The sequence below is a fragment of the Dietzia sp. KRD202 genome (assembly GCF_017168155.1).
GTDB lineage: Bacteria > Actinomycetota > Actinomycetes > Mycobacteriales > Mycobacteriaceae > Dietzia > Dietzia kunjamensis.
Genome location: NZ_JABFAN010000006.1, coordinates 55,649 through 81,829 on the forward strand (window position 1 = coordinate 55,649; position 26,181 = coordinate 81,829).

The 26,181-nt window shown below is 69.8% G+C and carries 24 protein-coding genes; 4 read left to right on the plus strand and 20 right to left on the minus strand.

Translation table 11 applies throughout. The features are described from left to right. Window positions 1–43 precede the first annotated feature (43 nt). From J1M64_RS03300 to aceA, 9 genes are all read right to left on the minus strand, one after another. Window positions 44–754, minus strand: coding sequence for a MerR family transcriptional regulator (locus J1M64_RS03300; protein ID WP_206472764.1), 711 nt, complete (start codon window positions 752–754; stop codon window positions 44–46). Beyond that, the gene (locus J1M64_RS03305) at window positions 751–1,032 is read right to left on the minus strand and encodes a DUF2516 family protein (RefSeq protein ID WP_206472766.1); all 282 of its coding nucleotides are present in this window, start codon (window positions 1,030–1,032) and stop codon (window positions 751–753) included. The genes J1M64_RS03300 and J1M64_RS03305 overlap by 4 nt, the downstream gene beginning before the upstream one ends. A 189-nt stretch (window positions 1,033–1,221) precedes the next feature. Continuing rightward, a complete protein-coding gene (locus J1M64_RS03310) occupies window positions 1,222–2,451 on the minus strand; it encodes a hypothetical protein (protein WP_206472768.1) in 1,230 nt (409 codons plus the stop codon). 79 nt (window positions 2,452–2,530) lie between these two features. After that, window positions 2,531–3,052 carry a helix-turn-helix domain-containing protein gene (locus J1M64_RS03315; protein WP_067717123.1) on the minus strand — a complete coding sequence of 174 codons (522 nt, stop codon included), beginning with the start codon at window positions 3,050–3,052 and terminating at the stop codon, window positions 2,531–2,533. Window positions 3,053–3,214: 162 nt separating this feature from the next. Then, window positions 3,215–4,423, minus strand: coding sequence for a DUF445 domain-containing protein (locus J1M64_RS03320; RefSeq protein ID WP_154829813.1), 1,209 nt, complete (start codon window positions 4,421–4,423; stop codon window positions 3,215–3,217). Between the two features lie 89 nt (window positions 4,424–4,512). Next, a complete protein-coding gene (locus tag J1M64_RS03325; protein ID WP_206472770.1) occupies window positions 4,513–4,821 on the minus strand; it encodes a hypothetical protein in 309 nt (102 codons plus the stop codon). Between the two features lie 21 nt (window positions 4,822–4,842). Next, complete coding sequence (gene metE / locus J1M64_RS03330) at window positions 4,843–7,275, minus strand: 5-methyltetrahydropteroyltriglutamate--homocysteine S-methyltransferase (RefSeq protein WP_206472772.1); 2,433 nt, start codon at window positions 7,273–7,275, stop codon at window positions 4,843–4,845. Between the two features lie 4 nt (window positions 7,276–7,279). Then, entirely contained in the window at window positions 7,280–8,197 is a 918-nt protein-coding gene (locus J1M64_RS03335; RefSeq protein WP_206472774.1) for a 3-hydroxybutyryl-CoA dehydrogenase, read from the minus strand. A gap of 135 nt (window positions 8,198–8,332) precedes the next feature. Next, window positions 8,333–9,622 (minus strand): isocitrate lyase, encoded by a 1,290-nt coding sequence (aceA, locus tag J1M64_RS03340; RefSeq protein ID WP_067717135.1) that lies wholly within the window; start codon window positions 9,620–9,622, stop codon window positions 8,333–8,335. Window positions 9,623–9,816: 194 nt separating this feature from the next. On the opposite strand from aceA, the gene ramB reads away from it, so the two are divergent. After that, the gene (gene ramB, locus J1M64_RS03345) at window positions 9,817–11,271 is read left to right on the plus strand and encodes an acetate metabolism transcriptional regulator RamB (protein ID WP_206472783.1); all 1,455 of its coding nucleotides are present in this window, start codon (window positions 9,817–9,819) and stop codon (window positions 11,269–11,271) included. A gap of 5 nt (window positions 11,272–11,276) precedes the next feature. Then, window positions 11,277–11,861: a carboxymuconolactone decarboxylase family protein gene (locus tag J1M64_RS03350; protein WP_182634014.1), complete on the plus strand. Its 585-nt coding sequence runs from the start codon at window positions 11,277–11,279 to the stop codon at window positions 11,859–11,861. A 232-nt stretch (window positions 11,862–12,093) separates the two neighbouring features. Here the strand turns inward: J1M64_RS03350 and J1M64_RS03355 are convergent, their stop codons facing one another. Next, window positions 12,094–14,592 (minus strand): glycoside hydrolase family 65 protein, encoded by a 2,499-nt coding sequence (locus J1M64_RS03355; protein ID WP_206472785.1) that lies wholly within the window; start codon window positions 14,590–14,592, stop codon window positions 12,094–12,096. Continuing rightward, window positions 14,589–15,323: an HAD family phosphatase gene (locus J1M64_RS03360; RefSeq protein WP_206472787.1), complete on the minus strand. Its 735-nt coding sequence runs from the start codon at window positions 15,321–15,323 to the stop codon at window positions 14,589–14,591. The genes J1M64_RS03355 and J1M64_RS03360 overlap by 4 nt, the downstream gene beginning before the upstream one ends. Window positions 15,324–15,579: 256 nt before the next feature. Between J1M64_RS03360 and J1M64_RS03365 the strand changes: the two genes are divergently transcribed. Next, window positions 15,580–16,362 (plus strand): hypothetical protein, encoded by a 783-nt coding sequence (locus tag J1M64_RS03365; protein ID WP_206472789.1) that lies wholly within the window; start codon window positions 15,580–15,582, stop codon window positions 16,360–16,362. A 169-nt stretch (window positions 16,363–16,531) separates the two neighbouring features. Here the strand turns inward: J1M64_RS03365 and lpdA are convergent, their stop codons facing one another. Together lpdA and J1M64_RS03375 are read right to left on the minus strand one after the other, a co-directional pair. Then, window positions 16,532–17,923 carry a dihydrolipoyl dehydrogenase gene (lpdA, locus tag J1M64_RS03370; protein ID WP_206472791.1) on the minus strand — a complete coding sequence of 464 codons (1,392 nt, stop codon included), beginning with the start codon at window positions 17,921–17,923 and terminating at the stop codon, window positions 16,532–16,534. Window positions 17,924–18,046: 123 nt separating this feature from the next. After that, window positions 18,047–18,202, minus strand: coding sequence for a hypothetical protein (locus J1M64_RS03375; protein ID WP_173674796.1), 156 nt, complete (start codon window positions 18,200–18,202; stop codon window positions 18,047–18,049). Window positions 18,203–18,373: 171 nt separating this feature from the next. Between J1M64_RS03375 and J1M64_RS03380 the strand changes: the two genes are divergently transcribed. Further along, window positions 18,374–20,587, plus strand: a complete 2,214-nt coding sequence (locus J1M64_RS03380; RefSeq protein WP_206472792.1) for a prolyl oligopeptidase family protein — start codon at window positions 18,374–18,376, stop codon at window positions 20,585–20,587. On the opposite strand, the gene J1M64_RS03385 is transcribed toward J1M64_RS03380, so the two are convergent. From J1M64_RS03385 to groL, 7 genes are all read right to left on the minus strand, one after another. After that, window positions 20,547–21,449, minus strand: a complete 903-nt coding sequence (locus tag J1M64_RS03385; RefSeq protein WP_206472794.1) for an alpha/beta fold hydrolase — start codon at window positions 21,447–21,449, stop codon at window positions 20,547–20,549. The genes J1M64_RS03380 and J1M64_RS03385 overlap by 41 nt on opposite strands. 139 nt (window positions 21,450–21,588) lie before the next feature. Then, the gene (locus J1M64_RS03390) at window positions 21,589–22,704 is read right to left on the minus strand and encodes an alpha/beta hydrolase family protein (RefSeq protein ID WP_206472796.1); all 1,116 of its coding nucleotides are present in this window, start codon (window positions 22,702–22,704) and stop codon (window positions 21,589–21,591) included. A 368-nt stretch (window positions 22,705–23,072) separates the two neighbouring features. Further along, complete coding sequence (locus J1M64_RS03395; protein ID WP_206472797.1) at window positions 23,073–23,234, minus strand: hypothetical protein; 162 nt, start codon at window positions 23,232–23,234, stop codon at window positions 23,073–23,075. A gap of 125 nt (window positions 23,235–23,359) precedes the next feature. Next, window positions 23,360–23,518, minus strand: coding sequence for a hypothetical protein (locus tag J1M64_RS03400; RefSeq protein WP_206473247.1), 159 nt, complete (start codon window positions 23,516–23,518; stop codon window positions 23,360–23,362). Window positions 23,519–23,929: 411 nt separating this feature from the next. Continuing rightward, complete coding sequence (locus tag J1M64_RS03405; RefSeq protein ID WP_206473249.1) at window positions 23,930–24,088, minus strand: hypothetical protein; 159 nt, start codon at window positions 24,086–24,088, stop codon at window positions 23,930–23,932. Between the two features lie 45 nt (window positions 24,089–24,133). Further along, on the minus strand, window positions 24,134–24,277 hold the full coding sequence (locus tag J1M64_RS03410; RefSeq protein ID WP_167457909.1) for a hypothetical protein: 144 nt from the start codon (window positions 24,275–24,277) through the stop codon (window positions 24,134–24,136). A gap of 244 nt (window positions 24,278–24,521) precedes the next feature. Further along, complete coding sequence (groL, locus tag J1M64_RS03415) at window positions 24,522–26,144, minus strand: chaperonin GroEL (RefSeq protein WP_067719261.1); 1,623 nt, start codon at window positions 26,142–26,144, stop codon at window positions 24,522–24,524. Window positions 26,145–26,181 lie beyond the last annotated feature (37 nt).

The following is a 26,181-nucleotide window of genomic DNA, read 5'->3' on the forward strand; positions in this document are numbered from 1 at the left end:
CCCGGGGAAGTCAGCTCCCCTGGGAGGTCCGCTCCCGGGGAGGTCAGCTCTTGGGGAAGCCGTGCCGCTCGCTGAGCAGGGTCTCGGCCGCCGAGAGGAAGATCAGGCGGGCGGCGGCGCCGGCCCGGGGCATGATCCCCGTGACCCTCTTGATGATGACGGACTGGTCCATCCCGGCGTCGCGCATCGTCTCCACCAGGATGTCGAGCGCCTCGGCCGAGGTGCTCTGCCCCTTGAGGAACAGGCGACCGATCTTGTCGATCCCCTCCTCACCGACCCCGAGGACGATGAGTTCGCGGAACAGCTCGTACATGTAGCGGTCCGCGAAGAAATGGTCGGCAGCACTCGGCTCACTGACCAGGCCGATGGCCGATCCCTGGTCGAGGAGTTCCTCGGCGAACTCGAAGCCCGCGACGGCCTCCATGCCGCCACGAGGGAGGCGGCGGCGGGTGCCGCTCGAGCGTCGCTCCGGTAGGACGGCGTCCGAGTTCAGAAGCTCGGAGAGCGTGAAGCCGTGGCGCTCCGCGATGAACAGCTCCTCGATGGTGGCGAACGTGTAGCCGCGGTCGAGCAGCCGGAGGATCTGGTTCAGTCGGTTCTTGTGGTCGGGCCCGTAGAACGCGGTGCGACCCCTGCGGACGGGGGCCGGGAGAAGTCCCCGCTCCTGGTAGACGCGGATGTTGCGCACCGTGGTGCCGGAGTCCTCGGCCAGCTCCTCGATCCGCTGGAGCCCGTCGGCCTCCGGTGGTGTCACCTGCGCCGTCCCCCGACAGCGGGCCGGACGTCGGCGAAGAACACACCCACTGCCACCATCGCGATGATGCCGAGGAAGCCGAACGGCCGGATCGCGAACATGAGGGCGGCCACGGCGCAGATGCCGATCCAGGCGGGCTTGGGCCACTTGCCCTCGATCGAGTACGCCGACGCGGGCGGGAGGACTGCCAGCACCAGTCCCGCCAGGGCCCACACGACGAGCGCGCCCTGGATAGCCAACTGGACCATGCCCCACGTCCCGGGAAGAGTGTCAATCACGCGGCCCAGTGTAGTCGGCGCCCATGGCACCGCGGTGTGACCATGTTCACGGCGTCCAGATCCGCGCCCGGTCCCCGCCCGGCCGCCGCCTGTCCGCCGGCTGGGGCCGGGCAGGACACCGCGGACCGCAACGCACGACGCCCCGGCCCCCTCCGTAGGAGGAGGGCCGGGGCGTCAGGTGCCGCTGTATCAGACGCGGTCGGTGCCGGCGGGGGGCAACGGGGTGTCCGCGGTGGTCAGCGCGGGATCGTTGTCCGCGAGCTCCATCGGCGTGGGGGCGTCCGAATCGCTCCCGGCCGATGCGGCGGCCGGCTTGGCAGCAGTCGACTTGGTGGCAGCCGGCTTGGTGGCGGCGGGCTTGGACGCCGCGGGCTTACCCGCGGCCGGCTTGGTCGCAGCCGGCTTGTCGGCGGTCGCCGCACCCGTCGTCGACGGGGTGGCCGTGGCCTTGGTGGTCGTCGACTTCGTGGCGGCCTTCTTGGCGGGCGCCTTCTTGGCCGGGGCCTTCTTGGCGGCAGCCTTCTTGGCCGGTGCCTTCTTGGCCGTGCGGGCCTCGACCTCGGCGGTGCCGCGAGCGACCTCGGCGGACGCCTTGGAGGCGGCCTGGTCGACGCGGTCGGCGGCCTTGTCAGCGGCCTTGTCGACGTTGTCGGCGGCCTTGCCCGCCGTCTTGTCGACGCGCTCGGCCACCTCGTCGACCCGCTCGGCCGCAGAGTCGGCGGCGTCGCCGGCGGTCCCGGCCGCCTGGCGGGCGCTCTTGGAGACGCGGCCGGCCGCCTTCACACCGATCGTGCGGGTCTGGCGGGCGACGGTACCGAGGGCGTCCTCGCCCAGCTCGACCTGCTCCTCGACGGCGCCGGCGGCGCGGGCCACCTGCTCGTTGACTCGGGCCAGGCCGGCCTCGAGCTGCGGGTTCTCCTCGCGGAGCCGGCTCACGACGTCCTCGCCGCGGGCGGCGAGGCCGCCGTAGATCCCGGCCGCGACCTGGACGTACGCGTCGGCGACCTTACGCAGCTCCTCCGGGCGGAAGCGGGTGACGAGCTCCTCGACCTCGGCCGGCAGGGCCTGGACGCGCTCGGGGACCTCGTTCACGCGGTGCTGGACCTCGGTGACGCGGTTCTGCGCCCCGGCCACGCGCTCGTTGATGCGGTTCTGCGCCTCGGCCACGCGCTCGGTGACCTTGGTCTGCGCTTCGGTGACGGCCTCCTCGGCGCGACGGCGCAGGTCCGCGACCATGCCGGAGACGGCCTGGATGGCGAGGTCGTTGACCCCGACGTAGGCGTAGACCGGGGTGCGCACGGCGGCGATGGCCTGACCGAGCGGGCCCTCCAGGGCCTGCTCCTTGACGGCTTCGCCCTTGGCCTGCTGCTCGGCGGCCTCGGCGGCGGTCTTCTTGGAAGTGGGCTTCTTGTCGGCCATTTTGACTCCTCGGTGGTGTCGTGCGGGTGTTCTCTTGTGCGGTGTCACGTGGCCCTGCGGGCCGCCGTCCGGCATTCCCTCAGGGAACGTCGACGACCTGGGCGGCTGCCGTTGCGTTGTTCACTCGGAACGACTCGTAGATCTCCACGAGCACCTCCCTCTGTCGCTCTGTGAGGTCCGGGGCGGTGAGGATCGCATCCCTCACCGGACTCCCCTGCTTGAGTTCGAGGATCCCCGCGCGGGCGTAGAGCACCTCGGCGGACAACCTCAGACCTCGGGCGATCTGACCCAGGACCTCGGCGGATGGCTTGCGCAGCCCGCGTTCGATCTGGCTCAGATACGGGTTGGAGACGCCGGCACGCTCCGCGAGCTGCCGGATGGACACCTCGGCGGCCTCCCGCTGGGCGCGGATGAACGACCCGATGTCCTGCGACTCAGACGAACGCTTGTCGTCCTCACCGTGCGAGGTGAGGTCGCTGTGACGCGGCACCTCACCCGTCGGCTTGTTGCGACGCGCGAGGGTCGCGGCGGTCGGTTCCTCGACCTGTGCTCCGGTGCTCTCCGCAGCCTCGTCGTGTGTGTGTCCACTCTGTGCGGCCATGGAGTCACCTCCCTCCGGCGTCCGTCTCTCATCGCCTGACCCCAACGCTAGCAACGAGTGCTTGCTACAGCAAGCGCTATGTGCACGCCGATGCGGTGCGATGGGTCACACAGGCCGGCAGGTCGGGATCAGGCTCGGGTTGGGATCAGGCTCGGGCCGGGATCAGAAGATGAGCTCGGTGGTGGTGTGGATGACGAGCCCCGCCAGGGCCCCCACGACCGTGCCGTTGATGCGGATGAACTGCAGGTCCTTGCCCGCGAGCAGCTCGATCTTGTCGGACGCCTCGTCGGCGTCCCACCGTTCGACGGTCTCGGAGATGATCGAGGTGACCTCGCCGGCGTAGTTCTCGGCGACGTAGCGGGCGGTGCGGGTCATGTAGTCGTCGAGCCGCGCCCGCATCTTCTCGTCGCCGACGAGCATGTCAGCCAGGCGGCCGAGGAGATCGTCGATCTTCACCCGCAGAGTGGACGAGGAGTCCTCGGTGGCCTCGACGATCATGCGCTTGGCGGCCGCCCACGCCGATCCGGCGGCGCGTCGCACCTCGTCGCGGCCCATGACCTCGTGCTTGAACGTCTCGAGCTTGGCCATGGTCGACGGGTCGTGCTGGAGGTCGCGGGCGAAGTCCTCGACGAACCCGATCAGCGCCACCCGAACGGGATGCTGCTTGTCGACCTTGATCTGCCAGGTCCACTCGCGCAGCTCGCGGTAGGCACGCTCGGAGAGCAGTTCGTTGACGAACTGGGGCGCCCACGTGGGGGCCTTCTCGCGGACCCAGCGGTCGATGGTCTCGGGGTTGGCCTCCACCCAGCCGTGGGCGCGGTCGGCCATGAGGTCCATCAGGGGCAGGTGGCGTCCCTCGTCGAGGAGCTCGGCGAGGATCCGACCGGCCGGCGGCCCCCATTCCGGCTCGGCGATGCGGGAGACGATGGTGCGTTCGATGATCGCGACGGCGTCGTCGTCGCGGAGCACGGCCAGAACGGCACGGATGGCCTTGGCGGCCTGGTCCGAGGCCATCGCGCGGTGGTCGTCCTCGGCCAGCCACTCACCGGCGCGTTCGGGGATGCGGGCGCCGCGGACCTTCTCGCTCACCATCTCGGGGTCGAGGAAGTTCTCCCCCACGAACCCGCCGAGAGAGGTGCCCAGCTGGTCCTTCTTCTTGCGGATGAGCGCGGTGTGCGGGATGGGGATCCCCAGCGGGTGCTTGAACAGGGCGGTGACGGCGAACCAGTCGGCCAGCCCGCCGACCATCCCCGCCTCGGCGGCGGCGCGGACGTAACCCACCCAGGGGTCGGCACCGTTGTGCAGCGCGTACTCCGCGACCAGATAGACCAGACCGGCCACGACGAGGAACCCCGTCGCGACCATCTTCATACGACGGAGGGCTGACCTCCGCTCGGCGTCGGTCGCCGGGTCGCCCGCCCTGAGAGCGGGCGCGCCGGCACCCACGACCGGGTCGACCGTCAGTGTGCGTCCTCGCGGCCGTGCTTACGGAAGCCGTACATGCAGATGAACAGCCCGAGAAGGAAGACGGCGGTGGTCGCGACGACCGCCGCGATGACCAGCCCCAGGGAGACCCCGGCGTTCTCCGTGTAGTACCCGATGGCGGTGATGGGCAGGCCCAGCATGCTCATGCTCAGCAGGAGGATGACAGACCCCACGTAGATCGAGGTCGAGTACAGCGGGTACGTGGGGGCGGCCTCCGTCGCGTACGGCGGGTAGTACTCCTCGACGATGGCGGCACCAGTGTGCTCGAGCGTCTGACCGGCCATGATGTCGTCCTCTTCTCTCAACTACCGATCCCGGGCCCGTGACCCGGGACTTGTTCTGTGTCCGATCTTATTGGAACCCCGTGGATCCGGGGCAACCGCCCGTCGGATCCGCCGCGCGGCGGCGACCAGATTGCGCAGGCTCGGCTCCAACTGCCAGGTGTAACGGCTCTTGAGCCCCCCGTCCGGGACCGCCCACAGCCGGTCCACCCCCACCGCGTCCACCGCCCGGAGCAGCCTCGAGTGCAGCAGGTCGATGTCCGGGACGAACCCCGACCGGGACTCGTACACCCCGGGCGCGACCTGCCGGGTCAGCGTGTGGTCCTCCAGGGCCTCCAGCACCCACTCGATCGACCGCGTCGCGACGATCGCGGTGACGTCGGCGTCGAGTCCCTCGATCGCCGCCTTCATCTCCTGCAACGACGAGTAGTTGAGGTGCGTGTGGATCTGGGTGTCCGGTCGCGCCCCGGCCGAGGCCAGCCGGAAGGTGCCCACCGCCCAGTCGAGGTACGCGCGCCGGTCCGCGCCGCGGCGCGGCAGGAGTTCCCGGATGGCGGGTTCGTCGATCTGGATGATCGCCGTCCCCGCCGCCTCCAGGTCCGCCACCTCGTCGCGCACCACCAGCGCGAGCTGCGTGGCGACCTCGGGCAGTGCCAGGTCCGTGCGACAGAAGGACCGCGCGAGCATCGTCACCGGGCCGGTGACCATCCCCTTCACCGGCCGGTCGGTCAGCGACTGCGCGTACCCGGTCCACTCCACGGTCATCGGCGCGGGCCGGGCCACGTCGCCGTACAGGATGGGTGGCCGCACGCAGCGCGAGCCGTAGGACTGCACCCAGCCACTGCGGGTGGCGGCGAACCCGTCGAGCAGTTCGGCGAAGTACTGCACCATGTCGTTGCGCTCGACCTCGCCGTGCACCAGCACGTCCAGACCGATGTCCTCCTGCAGCCGGATCACCGAGGCGATCTCGGCGCGCAGGTAGTCGCAGTACCTGTCGTAGTCGATCCGCCCGTCCGCCAGGTCCCTGCGGGCACGCCGGATCTCCCGCGTCTGCGGGAACGAGCCCAGGGTCGCCGTCGGCAGCGTGGGCAGTCCGAGCCGGTCGGCCTGCCGGGCAGCCCGCTCGGCATAGGGGACGCGGACCTTGTCGTCGTCGTCGACCCGGGCGGTCCTCGCCCGCACGTCGTCGCGGCGCGCGCTGGGCAGTACCGGCAACCGGCGCCAGCACGGTGTGGGGCCGTCGACCAGTGCGTGCGCGAGCGAGACCACCTCGGCGACCTTCTGCTCGGCGAACGCCAGCGAGTCCGCGAGCTCGGCGGGCAGGTCGGGCTCGGCGTTCACGTCGTACGGCACGTGCAGCAGCGTGCACGAGGTCGATACCACCACGTCCGGGAAGACGGCCCGCAGGTCACGCAGGTAGTCCAGGGTGGCGAACTTGTCGGTGCGCCACACGTTCTGGCCGTCCACCACGCCGGCGTAGAGGCGCTTGCCGCGCAGTCCCGGCACGTCCGCGAGGTCCGCCGCCGACCGCCGCCCGTACACGAGGTCCAGGCCGATCGCCTCGATGCCGGTCGCGGCCAGCGCCGGCAGCGCCTCCCCCAGGTCCCCGTACTCCCCGGTCACCAGGATTCGCGGCCGCCTCACCACGGCCGCCAGCCGGTCGTAGGCACGGCGCAACGCCGTGATCTCGTCGGCGGTGCGTTCCATCGTCATGCACGGCTCGTCGAACTGCACGCACGTCACGCCGGCTCCGGCCAGGACGCCCAGCAGCGCCTCGTACTCCGTGAGCAGGCGGTCGAGCAGGTCGATCGGCGCGAATCCCGGCGCGGCGCTCGGCGCGGCCTTGCTCAGCAGCAGCAGCGAGACCGGGCCGGTGACGACGGGCCTGATCTCGAACCCCTGCTCCCGTGCCCGCGCCACCTCCGCGAGCAGCTCGTCCGGCCGCAGCCCCAGCTCGGAGGCCTCGTCGAACTCCGGCTGGCGGTAGAGGTAGGAGGTGCCCTGCAGCGGGACCAGTTCGAGCGGCGGGACGTCGGCGCGGCCGCGGGCGAGCGCGAAGACGGTGTCGACGGGGCCGAGGTCGCGGACGAGGTCGCGGAACCGCGCGGGGACCGCGCCCACGAGCAGGGCGTCGTCGAGGATGTGATCGTAGAAGGAGAAGGTGTTTCCGGGGATCTGCGTGATGCCCGCGGCGCGCAGGTCGTGCCACGTGGCGTCGCGGAGTCTGCGGCCGGTGGCGAGCAGCTCGGCCCGGGTCCCGTCACCGTGCCAGTACCGTTCGAGGGCGCGTTTGAGCTCGCGGCGCGGGCCGATGCGCGGGTACCCGAGGACCGACGAGGCGCGTGCGGGTTCGAGGTGCGGCGGCGTGGGTGCGGGGTCGCCCGCGGTATCGCTGCGGGGGGTCGGCGGCGGTGACTGTGACTGTGCCGGCGGCGGCGACGACGACGACGACGACATGGTCTCAGCGCGCGGCGCGTGCCATCGCCCGCGGCGCGTCATAGCGGTAGAAGCCGCGGCCGCTCTTCTTGCCGAGCCTGCCCGCCTCCACCATCCGCAGCAGCAGCGGGGGCGGCGAGTACAGCGGCTCGGCGAACTCGGTGTACATCGAGTCGGCGATCGCCTTGATGGTGTCCAGGCCGACGAGGTCAGCCAGGGTGAGCGGCCCCATGGGGTGGGCGCAGCCCAGGACCATGGCCTTGTCGATGTCCTCCGGGGTGGCGAACCCGGACTCGGCCATCCGGATGGCGGAGAGCAGGTACGGCACGAGCAGGGCATTGACCACGGCCCCGGCACGGTCTGCGGAGTGGACGACCTGTTTGCCCAGTGCCTGCTCGGCGAACGCCTGTGCCCGGTCGCGGGCCGCGGCGCCGGTCTCGAGGGAGCTCACCAGCTCGACCAGCGGGAGCACGGGGACCGGGTGGAAGAAGTGCATGCCGATCACGCGCTCGGGCCGGGCGGTGCACGTGCCGAGCTTCATGATGGGGATCGACGAGGTGTTGGACGCCAGGACGGCGTCGGGGTCGGTGACGACCGAGTCGAGTTCGCGGAACACGGCGGTCTTGGCATCGGTGTCCTCGACGATCGCCTCGATGACGAGCTGCCGATCGACGAAGTCGCCGAGGTCGGTGGTGAAACGCAACCGCAGGGCGGCCTGCTCGCGCTCACGGGCGGTGATCTTGCCGGAGGACACTCCCCTGTCCAGGGAGTCGAGGATGCGGGCGCGGCCGCTGCTGGTCAGCTCCCGGGTGGATTCCCAGACGAGGACGTCGAGATGCGCGCGGGCGCACACCTCGGCGATGCCGGCGCCCATCTGTCCGGCGCCCACCACGCCGACGCGGGTGATCCGCCCCGGGTCGGCGCCGTCGCGGGAGCTGTTCATCTGTTCTGGGTCCTTCGGAAGGAGAAAACTCTGGGGTGGAGACACCACCGGGGGCCGGGCCGCCTCGTCGAGACGGCCGCGGCCCCCGGTGTGTTCACGCTGTTGCTGCGTCGACCGTGTGTGGTCGACCAGTGGTCAGTGGAACTGACCCTCCTCGGTGGAGCCCTTCAGCGCCGCGGTGGACGTGTTGGGGTCGACCGTGGTGGCGATGCGGTCGAAGTAGCCGGCGCCGACCTCGCGCTGGTGCTTGACGGCGGTGAAGCCACGCTCCTCGGCGGCCTTGAACTCGCGCTGCTGCAGCTCGACGAACGCCGTCATCTGGTTGCGGGCGTAGCCGTGGGCCAGATCGAACATGCCGTAGTTGAGCGAGTGGAAGCCGGCCAGGGTGATGAACTGGAACTTGAAGCCCATCGCGCCGAGCTCCTTCTGGAACTTGGCGATGGTCTCGTCGTCCAGGTTCGCCTTCCAGTTGAAGGAGGGCGAGCAGTTGTAGGCCAGGAGCTGGTCCGGGAACTCGGCCTTGACGCCCTCGGCGAACTTCTTGGCGTACTCGAGATCCGGGGTGCCGGTCTCCATCCAGATCATGTCGGCGAACGGGGCGTAGGCCTTCGCACGCTCGATGCACGGCTCGATGCCGTTCTTGACGTGGTAGAAGCCCTCGGCGGTGCGCTCACCGGTGATGAACGGGCGGTCACGCTCGTCCACATCGGAGGTGATGAGGGTCGCGGCCTCGGCGTCGGTGCGCGCGATGATCACGGACGGCACGTTGGCGACGTCCGAGGCGAGGCGGGCCGAGGTCAGGGTGCGGATGTGCTGGTTGGTCGGGATCAGCACCTTGCCACCGAGGTGGCCGCACTTCTTCTCCGACGCGAGCTGGTCCTCCCAGTGCACACCGGCGGCACCGGCGTTGATCATGGCCTTCTGCAGCTCGTAGGCGTTCAGGGCGCCACCGAAGCCGGCCTCGGCGTCGGCCACGATCGGGGCGAGCCAGTTCTCGACCGATGTGTCGCCCTCGATGCGGGCGATCTCGTCGGCACGCAGCAGTGCGTTGTTGATGCGGCGGACGACGGTCGGGACCGAGTTGGCCGGGTACAGCGACTGGTCCGGGTAGGTGTGGCCCGAGAGGTTGGCGTCGCCGGCGACCTGCCAGCCGGAGAGGTACACGGCCTCGAGGCCGGCACGGATCTGCTGGACGGCCTGGTTACCCGTCAGGGCGCCGAGGGAGTTGACGAAGTCCTTGTTGTTGACCTTGTCCCAGAGGATCTCCGCGCCACGACGGGCGAGGGTGTGCTCCTCGACGACGGTGCCCTGCAGCTCCGCGACCTGCTCGGCCGTGTAGTTGCGGGTGATGCCCTTCCAGCGGGGGTTGGTGTCCCAGTCCTGCTGGATCTCTTCAGCGGTACGTGCCTTGCCGATGTTCGACATCGCGACTCTTTTCTGTCTCGGGGGCGGGTCCGGATTCGCACTCTTGCGAGTTACGGCCCCTTACGGGAGACACAATGCCACACAGCGGACAGCGCGTCTACCTGCGACAAGTGCGAATGTGGCGAGTTTCTTTGCCTTCTTTGCAAAGTTTGCGAAGATTGTGGGGCTCGCCACGGACCTCGGAGGGAAAGCCGATGACGGCCTCACATATGGGATCGCGACTCCGCCGACTGCGCGAGGAGAACGGCCTGACCCAGGCCGCCTTCGCGCAGTCGCTCGGTTTGTCGTCGTCGTACCTCAACCAACTCGAGAAGGACGCCCGCCCCGTCACCTCCCGGGTCCTGGTGAAGATCTCCGAGGTCTACGGCGTGGACTCCGCGTTCTTCGCCTCGGACTCGGACACCCGGCTCATCGCGGCGGTCACCGAGGCGCTCACCGACACGCAGCTCTCCGCTGAGGTCCCGGCCGCCGAGGTGGTCGACCTTGTCCGCGCGCACCCCGCGCTCGCCCGTGCCTTCATGCTCCTGCACCAGCGCTACCGCAACTCCGCGGACCTGCTCGCCGCGCTGACCGAGACCCGCAACGTCCCGGACAGCTCGGTCGACCGGTCGGTGCTGTCCATGCCGCACGAGGAGGTGCGGGACTACTTCTACCAACGGCAGAACTACATCGACTCCCTCGACACCGCCGCCGAGGACCTCACCACCCGCATCCGGCTCAACCGCGGCGACGTCCGCGCCGAGCTCGAACACCGCCTGTCGGAGGCCCACGGGGTCCGCATCGCCCGCCGCGTCGACCTACCCGACGGGCTGTGGCACCGCTATTCCACCGAGGACCGCCGTCTCGACCTGTCCGCCCACCTCACGCCCGGTCAGCAGGCGTTCCGCGTGGCCTCCGAGCTGGCCTTCCTCGAGCACCGCGACCTGCTCGACAGTCTCGTCGAGGAGGGCTCGTTCGGCTCCCCCGCCGCCGTCGCCCTCGCGCTGCGCGGCCTGGCCAGCTACTTCGCCGCCGCCGTCCTCATGCCCTACCAGCGCTTCCTCGACACCGCCGAGGACTTCCGCTACGACGTGGAGCGGCTCATGGCCTTCCACGCGACCGGCTACGAGACGGTGTGTCACCGCCTGTCGACCCTGCAGCGGCCGGGCGCGGCCGGGGTGCCGTTCAGCTTCGTGCGCGTCGACCGCGCCGGCAACATGTCCAAGCGTCAGTCCGCGACCGGGTTCCACTTCACGACCTCCGGTGGCACGTGCCCGCTGTGGAACATCTACGAGTCGTTCTCGTTCCCCGGCAAGATCATGCGGCAGGTCGCGCAGATGCCCGACGACCGCCTCCATCTGTGGGTCTCGCGCACCGTCACCACCCGTCCGATGCGTTTCGGCCAGCCGCGCAAGACGTTCGCGATCGGCCTGGGCTGCGAGGCCCGCCACGCCCACCGGACCGTGTACGCGCAAGGCCTGGACCTCGACGACGTCGACGCCGCCACCAAGATCGGCTCCGGTTGCCGCATGTGCGACCGCCCCGCGTGTCCGCAGAGGGCCTTCCCGCCGCTCAACCACGCACTGCGGGTGGACGCCCACCGGTCCTCGCTCTCGCCGTATCTCCTCGACCAACCGTCCGCCCCCGGCGGGACCGCTGGCCTACCCTGACGGCCATGAGCCAGCCCCACGAGAGCAGCGACAGCCACGACGGCACCGCCGCGCAGGTCCCCCGCATCCGGCCCGGCGGCTTCCGGGAGCTCGGCCCGTTCGGCTGGGCCGTCAACCGGCTCGGCGCACGCGTCACCGGCTCGCGCGACGTGAACCTCTTCGCCACCCTCGGCCACGCCCGCCGGCTCTTCCCCGCGTGGCTCGCCTACTCCGGGATGATGATGCCGTTCGGCGTGCTGGACCGCCGCACCACCGAGCTGGTCATCCTGCGCGTCGCGCACCTGCGGGGCAGCGCGTACGAGCGGGCCCACCACGAGCGGATCGGCGCGGGCGTGGGTCTCGACGACGACGAGATCACCCGCACGACCGCCGACCCCGCCACCGCCGGGTGGCCGAACCGGCTGCGTGTGCTGTTGACCGCAGTCGACGAGCTGGTGCTGACCAAGGACATCTCCGCCGACACGTGGGCCGGGCTCTCGTCGCACCTCGGCTCGTCCGAACTGGTGGGGCTGGTGCAGTTGGTGGCGCAGTACGACGGGTTGGCCACGTCGCTGCACGCACTCCGGGTCCAGCCGGACCGCCCCCGCTGACCCGCCGCGCCTGACCCCGCCGCGGCCTGCTCCATCCCGCGGTCCCGGATCACGGTTCGCCCTCCGGATCACGGTTCGCCCTCCGGCCCCCGGACGCGGGTTGGATTCCGAGGGGCGGATCGGGCCTCAGCCGAGTGCAGCGGGTTCGGCCGAGTACAGCGGGCTCCGTCCGGTCGGCTCCGGCGGGCTCAGCGGAGTTCGTACGCCCGCCGGGCCGGAGCAGGGGCGCCGCTCAGCCCGCGTCGACGCAGGGCAGGCAGACGCTGGCCCGGGCATCGAGCTCCATCGACATCGTCCGCCCCGCCGGTACGGTCACCGGCTGGCCCTGGACCGAGCACGCGAAATCGGCGCCATTGAGGTTCTCGATGGTGATCTCCGTGTGCGTGCACCGCACCCGCACGTGCGTACCCCGCACCGTCAACCGGAAGGTCAGTCCCGTCCACTCCGCGGGCACCCGCGGGTCGAACGAGATCTCGCCCCGGTAGTCGCGCATCCCGCCGAACCCGCTGACGAGGGCCGACCACACCCCGCCGGTGGAGGCCACGTGGATGCCGTCGGCGGCGTTGCCGTGCACGTCGGCCAGATCCACCACGAGCGCCTTGGAGAAGTGCTCGAAGGCCTCGTCGCAGTAGCCGATCTCGGCGGCGATGATCGACTGGACCACGGCGGACAGTGTCGAGTCGCCGGTGGTCAACGGGTCGTAGTACTCGAAGTTCGCCCGCTTCTCCTCCTCGGTGAACTCGTCTCCGCGCAGGAACATCGCCAGCACCACGTCCGCCTGCTTGAGGACCTGGTGCCGGTAGATCACCAGCGGGTGGAAGTGCAGGAGCAGTGGCCGGCGGGGATCCTCGAGGTCCTGGTCCCAGACCTCCTTCGCGAGGAAGTCCTGGTCCTGAGGATGGACCTTCAGATCCTCGTCGAACGCGATCACCATGTTCTCGGCGGCACGCCGCCACTCGCTGGTCTCGTCGTCGCGCAACTTGAGCCGCCGGCAGACGGCCTCCCACTGGCCGTCACCCAACGCCGCGATCCGCTTGCAGGCGATCGCGGCGGCCACGAGGTTGAACCGGGCCATGGCGTTGGTGAACAGGTTGTTGTCCACGACCGTGGTGTACTCGTCCGGCCCGGTCACGCCGTGGATGTGGAACATACCGTCGCCGTCGAAGAAGCCGAGCGAGACCCACATCCGCGCGGTCTCGACCAGCACGTCCACGCCCTCGCGGATCATGAAGTCCTGGTCCTCGGTGGCCCACATGTACTTGACCATGGCGTGCGCGATGTCGGCGTTGATGTGGTACTGGGCGGTGCCGGCCTCGTAGTAGGCCGACGCCTCCTCACCGTTGATGGTCCGCCAGGGGTAGAGGGCGCCCTTGACGGAGAGGTACTTGGCCCGGTTCCGCGCCTTGTCGAGCATGTTGTAGCGGAAGCGGAGGGCGTTCCGGGCGAACCGCGGCATGGTGTACGTCAGGAACGGCAGGACGTACGTCTCGGTGTCCCAGAAGTAGTGGCCGGAGTAGCCGCTGCCGGTGACGCCCTTGGCGGCGATGCCGTTGTACTCGGCCCGCGCCGAGGCCTGGGCCAGCTGGAAGAGGTTGAACCGGATGGCCTGCTGCGTCTCCGCGGGCCCCTCCACCTCGACGTCGGCACGATCCCAGAAGTGGTCGTACCAGTCCCGCTGGGTGCGGTGCAGGTCCTCGACCCCGCGCACGCGGGCCCGTCCCAGGGTGCGCGAGCACCGGTCCGCCAGCTCGCTCGCGGGAACCACCTCGGAGGTGTGGTACGCGGCCAGTTTGGTCAGCTTGAGTACCCGTCCCGGCGTGACGTGGGCGTGGTAGACGATCTTCGAGGAGTCGTCGTCGATCTCGTGGCTCATGGCCACGTCGTCCTCGGTCTCGAGCAGGTGGTCCACGGCGACGGCGATCGTCATGCCCGAGTTGGTGCACCGGTACCCGTGCACGTGGTACCCGCCCTGGTCCTCGGTGACCTGGGGCTCGAGCACCCGGTGCTCGAGTCCCTCGGCGCGGCGGGGGTCGAAGCCCTCTGCCGGGGCGCCGTCGTCCGCGGCGGAGCTGTATTCGTCCTCGCCGTCCTGCCGATTGAGGACCTGCGAGGAGATCACCACGGGGGCGGGCTCGTCCGGGAGCTCGATCTCGTACGTCATCACCGCGAGGTGCTTCTCCACCATCGACACCATCCGGCTGGTGCGGATGACGACCTTCTTCCCGGCGGGGGTGCGCCACACGATCTCCCGAAGCAGCACCCCGTCCCGGAAGTCGATGCTGCGCTCGTAGTGTTCGAGGTCGGCCACGGATAGCCGGAGCGGTTCGTCGTCGACGTAGATGCGGATGGTCTTGGTGTCGGGGGCCTGGATCATCGTCTGGCCCTCGCGGGCGAGCCCGTAGGCGTCCTCGGCGTGCTGGATGTGCCACGTCTCGTGGAAGCCGTTGACGAAGGTGCCGTGCTGGGCGGAGTCGCGCCCCTCCTCCGGGTTGCCACGCATGCCCAGGTAGCCGTTCGCCACCGCGAACTGCGTCTCGGACACCCCGAGCGGCGACGCGTTCGGACGGGTCTCGACCCAACGCCACGGGTCGGCGGGGTGGGTGGAGCGGTTGATCTCGGGGACCTCGAGGTGGCTCCGGAGGTTCACGCCGTAGGTGGTGCGGATGTTGCCGGGCACGGACTCGCCGACGGTGTCGTGGACCGGTCCTCGGGAGAAGGGGATACGGGTCACCGGTTCGCCTCCGTCAGTCCGGGGATGAGCTCGGCCAGGTCGACGACGACGAGGTCGGCGCCCTCCGCGAGCAGGGTCTCACGCCCGGCTCCGCGGTCCACACCGACCACGCGCGCGAACCCGCCGGCGGCGCCGGCCTGCACGCCGGAGACGGCGTCCTCGATCACCATGCAGCGGTCCGCGGGTACACCGAGCAGCTCGGCGCCCCGCAGGTACGTGTCGGGGCGGGGCTTGCCGGGGATCCCCTCGGCGGCGGCGACCAGCCCGTCGACGATCACCTCGAACCGGTCCCGCAGTCCGGCCGCGGTGAGCACGGCCTCGGCGTTCTTGGAACTGGAGACCACGCAGGAGGCGATGCCGGCGGCGTCGAGGGCGTCGAGGTAGGCCACCGACCCGGGGTAGGCCTCGATGCCCTCGTCGAGCAGCTCACGGAAGATCACGTTCTTGCGCAGACCGAGCCCGTGGATCGTGTCCGCGTCGGGACCGGCCTCGTCGTCGTCGTCGCCCTCGGGCAGGGTGAGGCCCCGCGCGGCGAGCATCGACGCGATGCCCTCGACCCGCGGCTTGCCGTCTATGTAGCGGAAATAGTCCTCATCCGAGTACGGGTCGATCCCCCGGGCGTCGAAGTAGGTGGTGAACATCCGATTCCACGCCTGCATGTGCTTCTCGGCCGTCGGGGTGATGACCCCGTCGAGGTCGAAGAGCACGGCGTCCACACCGTCATGGTCCATAGCGTTGTCCTATTTCCGGGTAGGTTTCCGGGTCGGGGTGGTCGTCCGGGTGCCGATCGGGCTCGTCCGGTGACGGACCAAGGCTAGTCCCACCCGGCGATTTCCACTGCTTCCCCCCGCCCGGGCGCCGCCCCCGACTTCGGGCCCCCCGGGGCGGTCGGCGTCGACTACCGGGCGGCGGCGCGCGCGGACTTGATGCACAGAACCGACCGACCCGGTGGCACTATGAGGGGTAACCGAAAGACAAAGGAGAGAGATGCGCCTCCGCACCAGCACCCCCCGCCGCGTCGCGATCGCCGGCCTCGCGCTGGCCACCGCGGCTGCTCTCACGGCCTGTTCGTCGGACGAGGAGGACCCCCGGGGCGGCGAGCCCACGAGCGAGACCCAGAACTCGGAGACCGTGGCGCAGTCCGCGCCGCAGGCGCCCGTGGAGGAACTCGTCCTGTCGGAGGGCGAGGCGCCCGGTGGTGGCGTCGTCCAGGTCGTCGACCGTCAGCTGCTGCAGGAGGCGGTGGACAAGCTCGTCGCCGACCAGGGCCGCCAGCTCATGGAGGACCCGGCGTGCGACAAGGTCTCGCGCCTGGAGACCGTCTCCAACCACGCCACCACCGATGGGGTGACCGCCGCCGTCCGCTACAAGCAGTCGGAGGAGGACGAGACCGAGCACCGCTTCGGCATCGGCATGGTGGGCGAGCGGCTCGACGAGTTCATGGACCGCTCCCTCTACGAGGCGTGCACCACCTCGCGCAGCGCCGCCAACCCGAACGTCGAGCTGAACATGACGGTCACCGACGCCCCGGCCATCGACGGCACCGAGGGCTTCCGGGTCACCAGCGACTTCATCACGACGCGGCCGGACGGCACGCGCGCACTGAGCCGGGCCATCGCCATCCACGGTTTCGCCCGCGACACCACCGTGAGTGTCGAGTACGCGGCCCGCGGCGACGACCCGGCGGCGGACCCCGTCCTGCCGACCGCGGCCGGCGCCCTGGACGCGATCTACGTCGCGCAGATGGAGAAGATCCTCAACGCCGAGTAGTCGCCCGGCACACTGCGGCGGGCCCCCGACGAGAAGACCGTTTCCGCGCACGTCCCCCGAGAGGGAGGTGTGCGGAAACGGTCTTCTCGTTGCGGGGACGGGCCCGGGGCCGGGGGCCGGGCGGAGCGCCAGACGCCGGCGGACCCGGTGCCGGGCCCGCCGCAGGCTGTCAGAGGTTGATCATGTGGCCGCCGATGCCCTCGACGGCCTCCTTCATGGCCTCGGACAGGGTCGGGTGCGTGTGCACGTTGCGGGCGATATCCTCGGCGGTGAGGTCCCACATCTGCGCCAGGGTCAGCTCGGGCAGCAGTTCGGAGACGTCGGGGCCGATGAGGTGGGCGCCCAGCAGCTCGCCGTGCGTGCCGTCGGCGACGACCTTGACGAACCCGGTCGCGTGACCGAGCCCGTGGGCCTTGCCGTTGGCCGAGAACGGGAACTTGCCGACCTTGACGTCGTAGCCCTCGTCCTTCGCCTGGGCCTCGGTCAGCCCGAACGAGGCGACCTGCGGCTGGCAGAAGGTGGCGCGCGGCATCATGCGGTAGTCGCCCAGCGTCTGGGTCTCGGCGCCGGCCATGGTCTCGGCCGCCACCACGCCCTGGGCCTCGGCGACGTGCGCCAGCTGCAGCTTGGCGGTGACGTCGCCGAGCGCGTAGATGCCGTCGACGTTGGTCCGCATGTTGTCGTCGATGTCGATCGCGCCGCGGTCGGTCAGCTCGACGCCGGTGTTCTCCAGCCCGTAGCCCTCGACCCGCGGGGCGAACCCGACGGCCATGAGCACCTTGTCGACGGTGACGGTCCGGGTGTCCTCACCGTCCTTGGACTCGATCTCCACCTCGACCGAATCGCCGTTGTCGCTGATCGAGGTGGTCTTGTGGCCGGTGAGGAGCGTGATGCCGAGCTTCTTGTAGTGCTTGGCGATCTCCTTGGAGACCTCCTCGTCCTCGTTCGGCAGCAGCCGATCCATGAACTCGACGATCGTGACGTCGACGCCGTAGGCGTTCATCACGTACGCGAACTCCATGCCGATCGCCCCCGCGCCGACGACGACGATCGAGTCGGGCAGGTCGCGCGTGAGGATCTGTTCCTCGTAGCCCACCACGTTCTCGCTGAACTCGATCCCGGGAAGCGTCTTGACCACGGAACCGGTCGCGATGATGCAGTTGTCGAAGGTGTACTCCGTGCCGTCGACCTCGATCGTCTTGGCGTCGGTGAACTTCCCGAAGCCGTCGATCTCCGTGATCTTGTTCTTCTTCATGAGGAAGTGGACGCCCTTGACGATGCTGTCCGAGACCTTACGGCTGCGGTCGAACGCGGCGCCGAAGTCGAAGCTCACGTCCCCGGAGATGCCGAAGAGCTTGCCGTCGCGCTGGACGGTGTTGGCCAGCTCCGCGTTGCGCAGGAGGGCCTTGGAGGGGATACATCCGACGTTGAGGCATACGCCGCCCCAGTACTTCTCCTCGACGACGGCCACCTTGAGGCCGAGCTGCGAGGCGCGGATGGCGGCGACGTAGCCACCGGGGCCCGCGCCGAGGACGATGAGATCGTAATGAGTGTCAGCCACGACACTCAGGGTAGCGCTCCCGGGCGCACCTGAACGGCGGAGCGGGCCGGAAGTGCACCCGAAATGACCGACGCCGCCCCCTCCGTGTGGAGAAGGCGGCGCGGGCGCTCGCGTGAGCGAGGATCAGGACAGGTTGCCCAGGACCGACTTGAGGGCGGTGGCGACCAGCTCGCCGATGGTCTCGGCGATCGTGTCGGTGATGTTGCCGGTGGCGCTGCCGCCGCTGAGGGAGCCGGACTCGCCGGAACCGGCGCTGAGGAGGTCGGTGATGGAACCCATTGTGTGTATCTCCGTTTATTGAAATGCACTCCCGACCTGATCGGGAATGGCCGGGTCAGTCGACCCGCGGCTACGGAAGATGCTACTGACCTCACGAACGCGTAACAAGAGCCTGTGAACATCCGAGGTGGGTTTCGGTCTGTTCGCTTGATCACGTGCATCATCGAGGGCATGACCGACAGCGCGATCTCCGACCCGTTCCTCCACCTCGAGGCCGTCGACTCTCCCGAGGCGCTCGGATGGGTGCGCGAGCGCAGCGATCGGACGGTCGCCGATCTCGCCGCCGGCGATCATGCCGAAGCCGCGCATTCCCGCGCCCTGGAGATCCTCGACGCGACCGACCGGATCGCGTGGCCGGTCCTCCGCGGCCGGTACGCCTACACGCTGTGGAAGGACGGTGACCACCCCCGCGGACTGTGGCGCCGGGTGCCGTGGACCGTGCTGGCCGACGGGGCGCCGGGGGTGGACCACCCGGACTGGGAGACGCTCGTGGACGTCGGGGCCCTCGCCGACGAGGAGGGCGTCAACTGGGTGTACTCCGGCACGGTCGTGCGTCGTCCCGTCGACGACCGGGCGCTCCTGCGGTTGTCCCGCGGGGGCGCGGACGCCGTGGAGGTCCGGGAGTTCGACCTGACCGAGCGCCGCTTCGTCACCACCGGGGAGGGGGCGTTCCACCTGCCCGAGGCCAAGTGCTCGGTGTCCTGGGTGGACCGCGACACCGTGCTCCTCACCGCGCCGCTGGACCCGGACGGCTCCGACGCCACCGACTCGGGGTACGCGCGTGTGGTGCGGCTCTGGCGTCGCGGGACCGATCCCGCCCAGGCCCCGGTGATCTTCGAGGGCCGCACCGACGACGTCGCGGTGGGCGCCTCGCACGACCCCGTCACCGGGCGGTTCCTGGCCAGCCGGGCGCCCGACTTCCACACCTCGCAGGAGGTGTTCTGGACCCCGGGCACCGACCCCGCCTCCACCACCCCACTCGCGGTGCCCGTGCCCGAGGACTGTGACGTCACCTCGTGCGGCGACTGGCTCATGCTGCGCCCCCGCACCGATCTGGAGATCGCCGGCCGCTCCCACCCCGGCGGGTCGGTGCTCGTGGTGCCGTGGGCCGCCGTCGACGCCGAGCCGGGTCGGCTGCCGGAGCCCGTCGTGCTGTTCTCCCCCACCCCGTCCACGACCGTGGAGGACGTCACCTGGGGCCGCGGCCGGATCCTGCTCACCGTCCTCGACGACACCGAGTCGCGGATCGACGCGTTCTCCCTCCCCGACACCGCCGACGGCGAGTGGTCCCCGCTGCCCGTCGAGGGCCTGCCGGAGCACGTCTCGGTCGACGTGCTGTCCTGCGACCGGCTCTCCGGGATGGACGACGACCCGGTATCAGGAGCCGCACCCGGCTCAGCCGCACCCAGCTCAGCCGTACCCAGCTCAGCCGTACCCACCCACGCGGGCGAGCGCCCACACCCCGACGACGCGGTGCTCGCGGTCTCCGGGCCGGTCGTCCCGCCGTCGCTGGTCCTGCTCCGGGCGGACGGCAGCACCACCACCCTCGGCTCGACGCCACACCGGTTCGATTCCTCCGGGATCGAGGTCACCCGCCACACCGCCGTGAGTGACGACGGCACCGAGGTGCCCTACACGGTCATGCGCGGGCCCGGCCCCGCCGGACCACGTCCGACCATCCTCTACGGCTACGGCGGGTTCGAGGTGTCCATGCGCCCCGCCTACGCCGCTCTGCGCGGCGCGCTCTGGCTCGAGGAGGACGGGGTGTACGTCGTGGCGGGGATCCGCGGCGGCGGTGAGTACGGGCCGTCGTGGCACCGCGCCGCCATTCGGGAGAAGCGTCCCCGGGCGTTCGAGGACTTCGCGTCCGTGGCCCGCGCCCTCGTCGAGGAGGGCGTGACGACCCGCGATCAGCTCGGGGCGACCGGCGGATCCAACGGCGGCCTGCTCATGGGCGTCATGCTCACCCGCTATCCGGAGCTCTTCGGCGCCCTCGCGATCGCTGTGCCCCTACTGGACATGAAGCGCTACCACCTGCTCCTGGCCGGAGCGTCGTGGATGGCCGAGTACGGGGACCCGGACTCCGCCGACTGGGACGACTTCCTGGGTGCCTACTCCCCGTACCAGCACATCCGGCCCGCCTCGGAGGTCCGCTACCCGCCGGTCCTCATGACCACCTCGACCCGGGACGACCGCGTCCATCCGGGCCACGCCCGCAAGATGACCGCCGCCCTGGAGGACGCGGGACACGAGGTCCAGTACTACGAGAACATCGAGGGCGGGCACGCCGGCGCCGCCGACAACTCCCAGGAGGCCCGGAAGGCGGTCCTCACCTACGAGTTCTTCAGGCGTCGACTACCTCGTCGTCGTCCCCACCAGGGGTGACGGCACCCAGCTCGCGGTCGATCCACGACAGCACCCGGTCGACCACCTCGGCGGGGCGGCGGGCCCACGCGTTGTGGCCCAGCGCCTCCGGCTCCAGCTCCAGCGTCGTCCGCGCCTCCGGCAGCATCGCCAACAGGTTCCGGGCGGCGCCGGCCGGAGCCAGGGGGTCGTCGGCGATCGCCACCGCCAGCGCCGGCACGGTGACGCGCGCGAGGCCCGCCGGGTAGTCGAGGTCCGCCCGGGCCGGCTGCATGACGCCGCGCCCGGCGAGCCGGGACCAGTCGCGGACGCGGTCGGCCGGGATCCTCCCCTGCGCGCCGAAGAACTGGCCCGGCACGTGCCCGGACAACCAGGCCAGCGTCGGGAGGATGACCGACGCGGCGCGAAGCTTGTGCCCGAAGGAGCCCGGGAACCCCCGGTGGAACGGTGACTGGGCGGCCACGGCGACCAGGCCCACGACCCGCGGGTCGTGGCGGGCGAGGTGGTAGACGCCGATCTGCGCGCCCATGCTGTGGCCCAGCAGCACGACGGACCGCGCGCCGAGACGCTGCTCCATCGCGTCCAACGCGAGCGGGACGTCCTCGGCGGCGCTCTCGTGGTAGCCGGCCGGGCCGCTGCGACGCCCGATACGGTAGGTGCTCTCACCCTGACCGCGGAGCTCGGTGATCGCGACGTCGACGCCCTCGGCCGCCAACGCGCGGGCGAGGGGGAGGTAGTACCGGGCGCCGACGGCGATGCCCGGCAGCACCAGGATCGCGGGCCGGCTCTCGTCCCGCCGAGCCGTCTCGACGATCAGCAGCGGACTCGTGCTGCCGTCCGAGTGCTGCAGCTCCACCCGCTGCGGGTCCTCCATTGTGGTCATGTGTACAGGATGCCGGACTGCACTCCGGTCTGCCCGGCCGCCCCTGGATACGACGAACCCCGCGCCACCGGTCGTCGGCGGTGCGGGGATCGTGGTGGTGCGGGCGACGCGTGCGACGCCCTGCCTCAGGGGATCAGGCTCAGCCCCAGCTGGCGCCCATGGCGCGGCCCATCATCGGCCAGGACTGCTTGAGGTCATCCTCCCAGTAGCCCCACGAGTGCGTGCCGTTGGGCGCGAAGTCGAACTCGGCCGGGATGCCCAGCTCACCGAAGCGGCGGGCGAGGTTGGCCGTGCAGTACTGGGTGGCCGCCTCGATGACGCCGCCGACGATCGCCTGGTTGGCGAGCGCCGGGATGCTGTTGCGCAGACGCCAGTTCTCGAGCGACTCGTGCGGCCCGGGCAGGCCGTTGCCGGTCGAGATGAACATCGCGGGGAGCTGGTTGTTCTTCATCTGCTCCTGGAAGCGGAAGGCACCCCAGACCGGGTCGTTGTCGAACCAGTTGTTGGTCCCCGTGCGGGGCTCGCCCGGGAAGGGGCCCCACATGTTGTCGAGGTTCGCGCCGCCGCGCATACCGGTGACGATGTTGATGAACTGGTAGCCGATCGGCGTGGAGGTCTCGGCACAGCCCGAGTACGAGCCGATGGCCTGGAACCTGCCCGGGCGCTTCTGCGCGATCGTCAGGACCGAGGTGGCGGTCATGGAGATCGCCGCGAGGCCACGCTTGCGGCCCTGGTAGTTGCCGCCGTAGCGGCCCTCGAAGAGGTTCGGGAGCTCCTCGGCGAGGTAGGTCTCGAACGCCATCGGACGGTCGGTCTCGCGGGCGAAGCGGGTCTGGACGTTGGGATCGTGGCGCTGCCAGTCCGTGTAGTACGAGAAGGCGCCGCCGATCGGGGTGACGGTCCACGCGTCCTTGTCGGACATGAACTTCTTCACGTCGGACTGCGCCTGCCAGGTGGCCGAGTCCTCGCCGCCGCCCGCGCCGTTGATCAGGTACAGCACCGGCGCCCCGGCGTTGCCGTCACGCGGCGGCTGGACGATGTTGGGGACCTCGATCGCCATCTTGTCCGACCACACCGAGACGATCATGCGACCGTCGGGCAGCTTGGTCTCGACGACCTTGTTCGCAGCCGTGGCCTTGGTGTACTGGATGCTTCCGCCCTGGGCCTGGGCCGTGCCCGTGGCGACGACGGGGACCATGGCCGCAGCGAGGGCCGCTGTCGCGACCTTCGTGCCGAACCGCTTCACTGAACGCATATTTCGACGCCTTACATTCTCGTTGTTCACAGACGGACCCGGGCATTCCTGCGAAAACGCTAACCCGATTCCCAGTAGTCACACAATTCCCACTAGACACAGTAGTACCACTATTGCGTCCGCAGGTCGTGCGTATTGCATCCGCGGGGCACGCTCCGAGGCTCCCACAGTCAGGTGAACGGAGGGAAACCGCAGAGCCGGCCGGTGCGGCTCACGTCAACATTATCGACGGTGACCCGCGCCCCGTTACCGGTATGAATAAACTCATATTCGCGGATCTCCCACGGGGCGAGTACCGGCCACCGGCAGGGGTGCGAGGAAGGGCCCCGGACGCCAGTCCGGGGCCCTTCCTCTAGTCGGTGGACGACTCAGGCCATGAAGCCCTTACCCAGAGCCTCCTGGAGGTCGCCACCGGCGAAGTAGCCGATACCCTTGACCAGGTTGTTGACAGCGCCGAGCAGGCCGCCGGCGAGGTCAACGAGACCCTTCGGACCGAGGACGCCGCCAACAGAACCGAGATCGATACCCATTACGTTCTCCTTAGAAGTGTGTGCAGTCCGGCCGCGTTAGAGACCGGATCGAGAGGGGCTTTCCGCTCCAGCGCGGCGCGCGGGAGCGAGGCCGTGGCGCCTTCGCCACGGGACTGAAGTCAATCTCAGTTTGCGGTGGTCTCGACGGCGTCGCTACTGAAGCCTGCCAGTTCCAGCGCGCCGTTGAGGCCGTCACCGGTCAGAGACCCGGTGAGGCTGACGACGCCATCGATGAGGTTCTTGACCGCGGTGAGCGCGGCACTGATGGCGCTGAAGTCAGGCATGTGTTTCTCCCTTTGCTGTGATGTCGCCCCGACTCGTGGGGCCCTCGGTAAGGTTAATCTAAGTCGCGCTGATGTCAATCGTGACGCGCGTCTCAGGTTCGCCTCTTGACGCTGGCCAGGCACCTACTCTGGGCCCGTGTCCTGGGTCACTGTAACCCACCAAGGCTTAAGAAGACTCATTAATCGAGCGGCTTTCAGAGAAATTCCTTCATACGTCACCCGAGGGATGTCTGTCGCTGGTGAGCGGCGTTCCGACGTCACCCCCCGTTCACCCTCGGGAATCACCGTGGGTGCTGGTGTCACCCCGGCGCGCACCCCTCCGGAGACGCCGAAGCGGCCCGCGCGAGGGAGAGCCGCGCGGGCCGCATTCGGATCCGTCAGGGTCGGTCTTCGCCCCGGACGGGGCTCGTGTCACTGCAGGAAGCCTCCTGTCAGCGCCTCCTGGAAGTCACCTCCGGTGAAGTACGCAAGGCCGGAGAACATGTCTCCGAACGCGCCGAGGAAGTCGTTGAGAAAGCCCAGTGCGCCACTGACGCCGGCAAGGGATCCGAACTCGGGGAAAGTCATCATCTGCTCCTGGAGGTGTTCTGGTGTGTGGTGGGTGGGTCGTGACGGCTATTCGGCGCTGATGCTCGTGATCGCGCCGATGAAGTCGTTGACCCCACCCTCGCCACCCAGGGACCCGGTGAAGAAGACGACGGCGCCGAGGATGTCGGTGATTCCGCCGAAGAGGTCGGACAGTTGACCGAAGTTGGGCATGGAGGTCTCCGTTCTCAGTGTGTACCGGCGCCCTCCGGGGCGCCTGACGCAGACATTAGGGCGGCCGTTCAGCAGCCACCAGAGACGAAACCGTTCCTTAACCGCAGGTCACAGACGTTTTACGCGGGACGGCCCACGTGACGATCGTGTTACGCGACCCAATGCCCCAGGAGAGCCCGACAACGGCCGTGGCCCGCACCGGATCTCCGGTGCGGGCCACGGCCGCGTGCTGGGATGGGCTACATCAGAAGCCCATGCCGCCCATCTCGTCGCCACCCGGCATGGCGGGCGCGGCGGGCTCGGGCTTGTCGGCCACGACGGCCTCGGTGGTGAGGAACAGCGCGGCGATCGACGCGGCGTTCTGCAGCGCCGAGCGGGTCACCTTGACCGGGTCGTTGATGCCGGCCTCGAGGAGATCCTGGTACTCGCCGGTGGCGGCGTTCAGGCCCTCGGCGCCCGGCAGGTTGCGGACCTTCTCGGCCACGACGCCCGGCTCGAGGCCGGCGTTGTGGGCGATCTGCTTGAGCGGGGCGCTGAGCGCGAACTTGACGATGTTCGCGCCGGTGGCCTCCTCGCCCTCGAGGGACAGGCCATCGATGGCGACCTCGGACTTGACCAGGGCGACGCCGCCGCCGGCGACGATGCCCTCCTCGACGGCCGCCTTCGCGTTGCGCACGGCGTCCTCGATGCGGTGCTTGCGCTCCTTGAGCTCGACCTCGGTGGCCGCGCCCGCCTTGATGACGGCGACGCCGCCGGCGAGCTTGGCGAGACGCTCCTGGAGCTTCTCACGGTCGTAGTCGGAGTCCGAGTTCTCGATCTCGGCGCGGATCTGGTTGACCCGACCCTCGATCTGACCCTGGTCCCCGGCACCCTCGACGATGGTGGTCTCGTCCTTGGTCACGACGACCTTGCGGGCCTTGCCGAGCATGGAGATGTCGGCGGTCTCGAGCGAGAGGCCGACCTCCTCGGAGATGACCTGGCCACCGGTGAGGATGGCGATGTCCTGCAGCATGGCCTTGCGGCGGTCTCCGAAGCCCGGGGCCTTGACGGCGACGGACTTGAAGGTGCCGCGGATCTTGTTCACGACCAGGGTCGACAGGGCCTCGCCCTCGACGTCCTCGGCGATGATGAGCAGCGACTTGTTCTCGCCGATGACCTTCTCCAGCAGCGGGAGCAGGTCCTTGACGGTGGACACCTTGCCGGAGACCAGCAGGACGTACGGATCCTCCATGACCGCCTCCTGGCGCTCCGGATCCGTCTGGAAGTACTGCGAGATGTAGCCCTTGTCGAAGCGCATGCCCTCGGTGAGCTCGAGGTCCAGGCCGAAGGTCTGGGACTCCTCGACCGTGATCACGCCCTCCTTGCCGACCTTGTCCATGGCCTGGGCGATGAGCTCGCCGATGGCCGGGTCACCGGCGGAGATCCCCGCGGTGGCGGCGATCTGCTCCTTGGTCTCGATCTCCGTGGCGGAGTCGATCAGGTGCTTGGTGACGGCCTCGACGGCCTTCTCGATGCCGCGCTTGATGCCCATGGGGTTGGCACCGGCGGCGACGTTGCGCAGGCCCTCGCGCACGAGCGCCTGGGCGAGGACGGTGGCGGTGGTGGTTCCGTCGCCGGCGACGTCGTCGGTCTTCTTGGCGACCTCCTTGACCAGCTCGGCGCCGATCTTCTCGTACGGCTCCTCGAGCTCGATCTCCTTGGCGATGGAGACGCCGTCGTTGGTGATCGTGGGGGCGCCCCACTTCTTCTCCAGCACGACGTTGCGGCCCTTGGGGCCGAGCGTGACCTTGACGGCGTCGGCGAGCTGGTTGAGACCGCTCTCCAGGCCGCGCCGGGCCTCTTCGTCGAACGCGATCATCTTTGCCATGGGGTGAATCATCCTCCGGGTATGGGGTGACACGCGT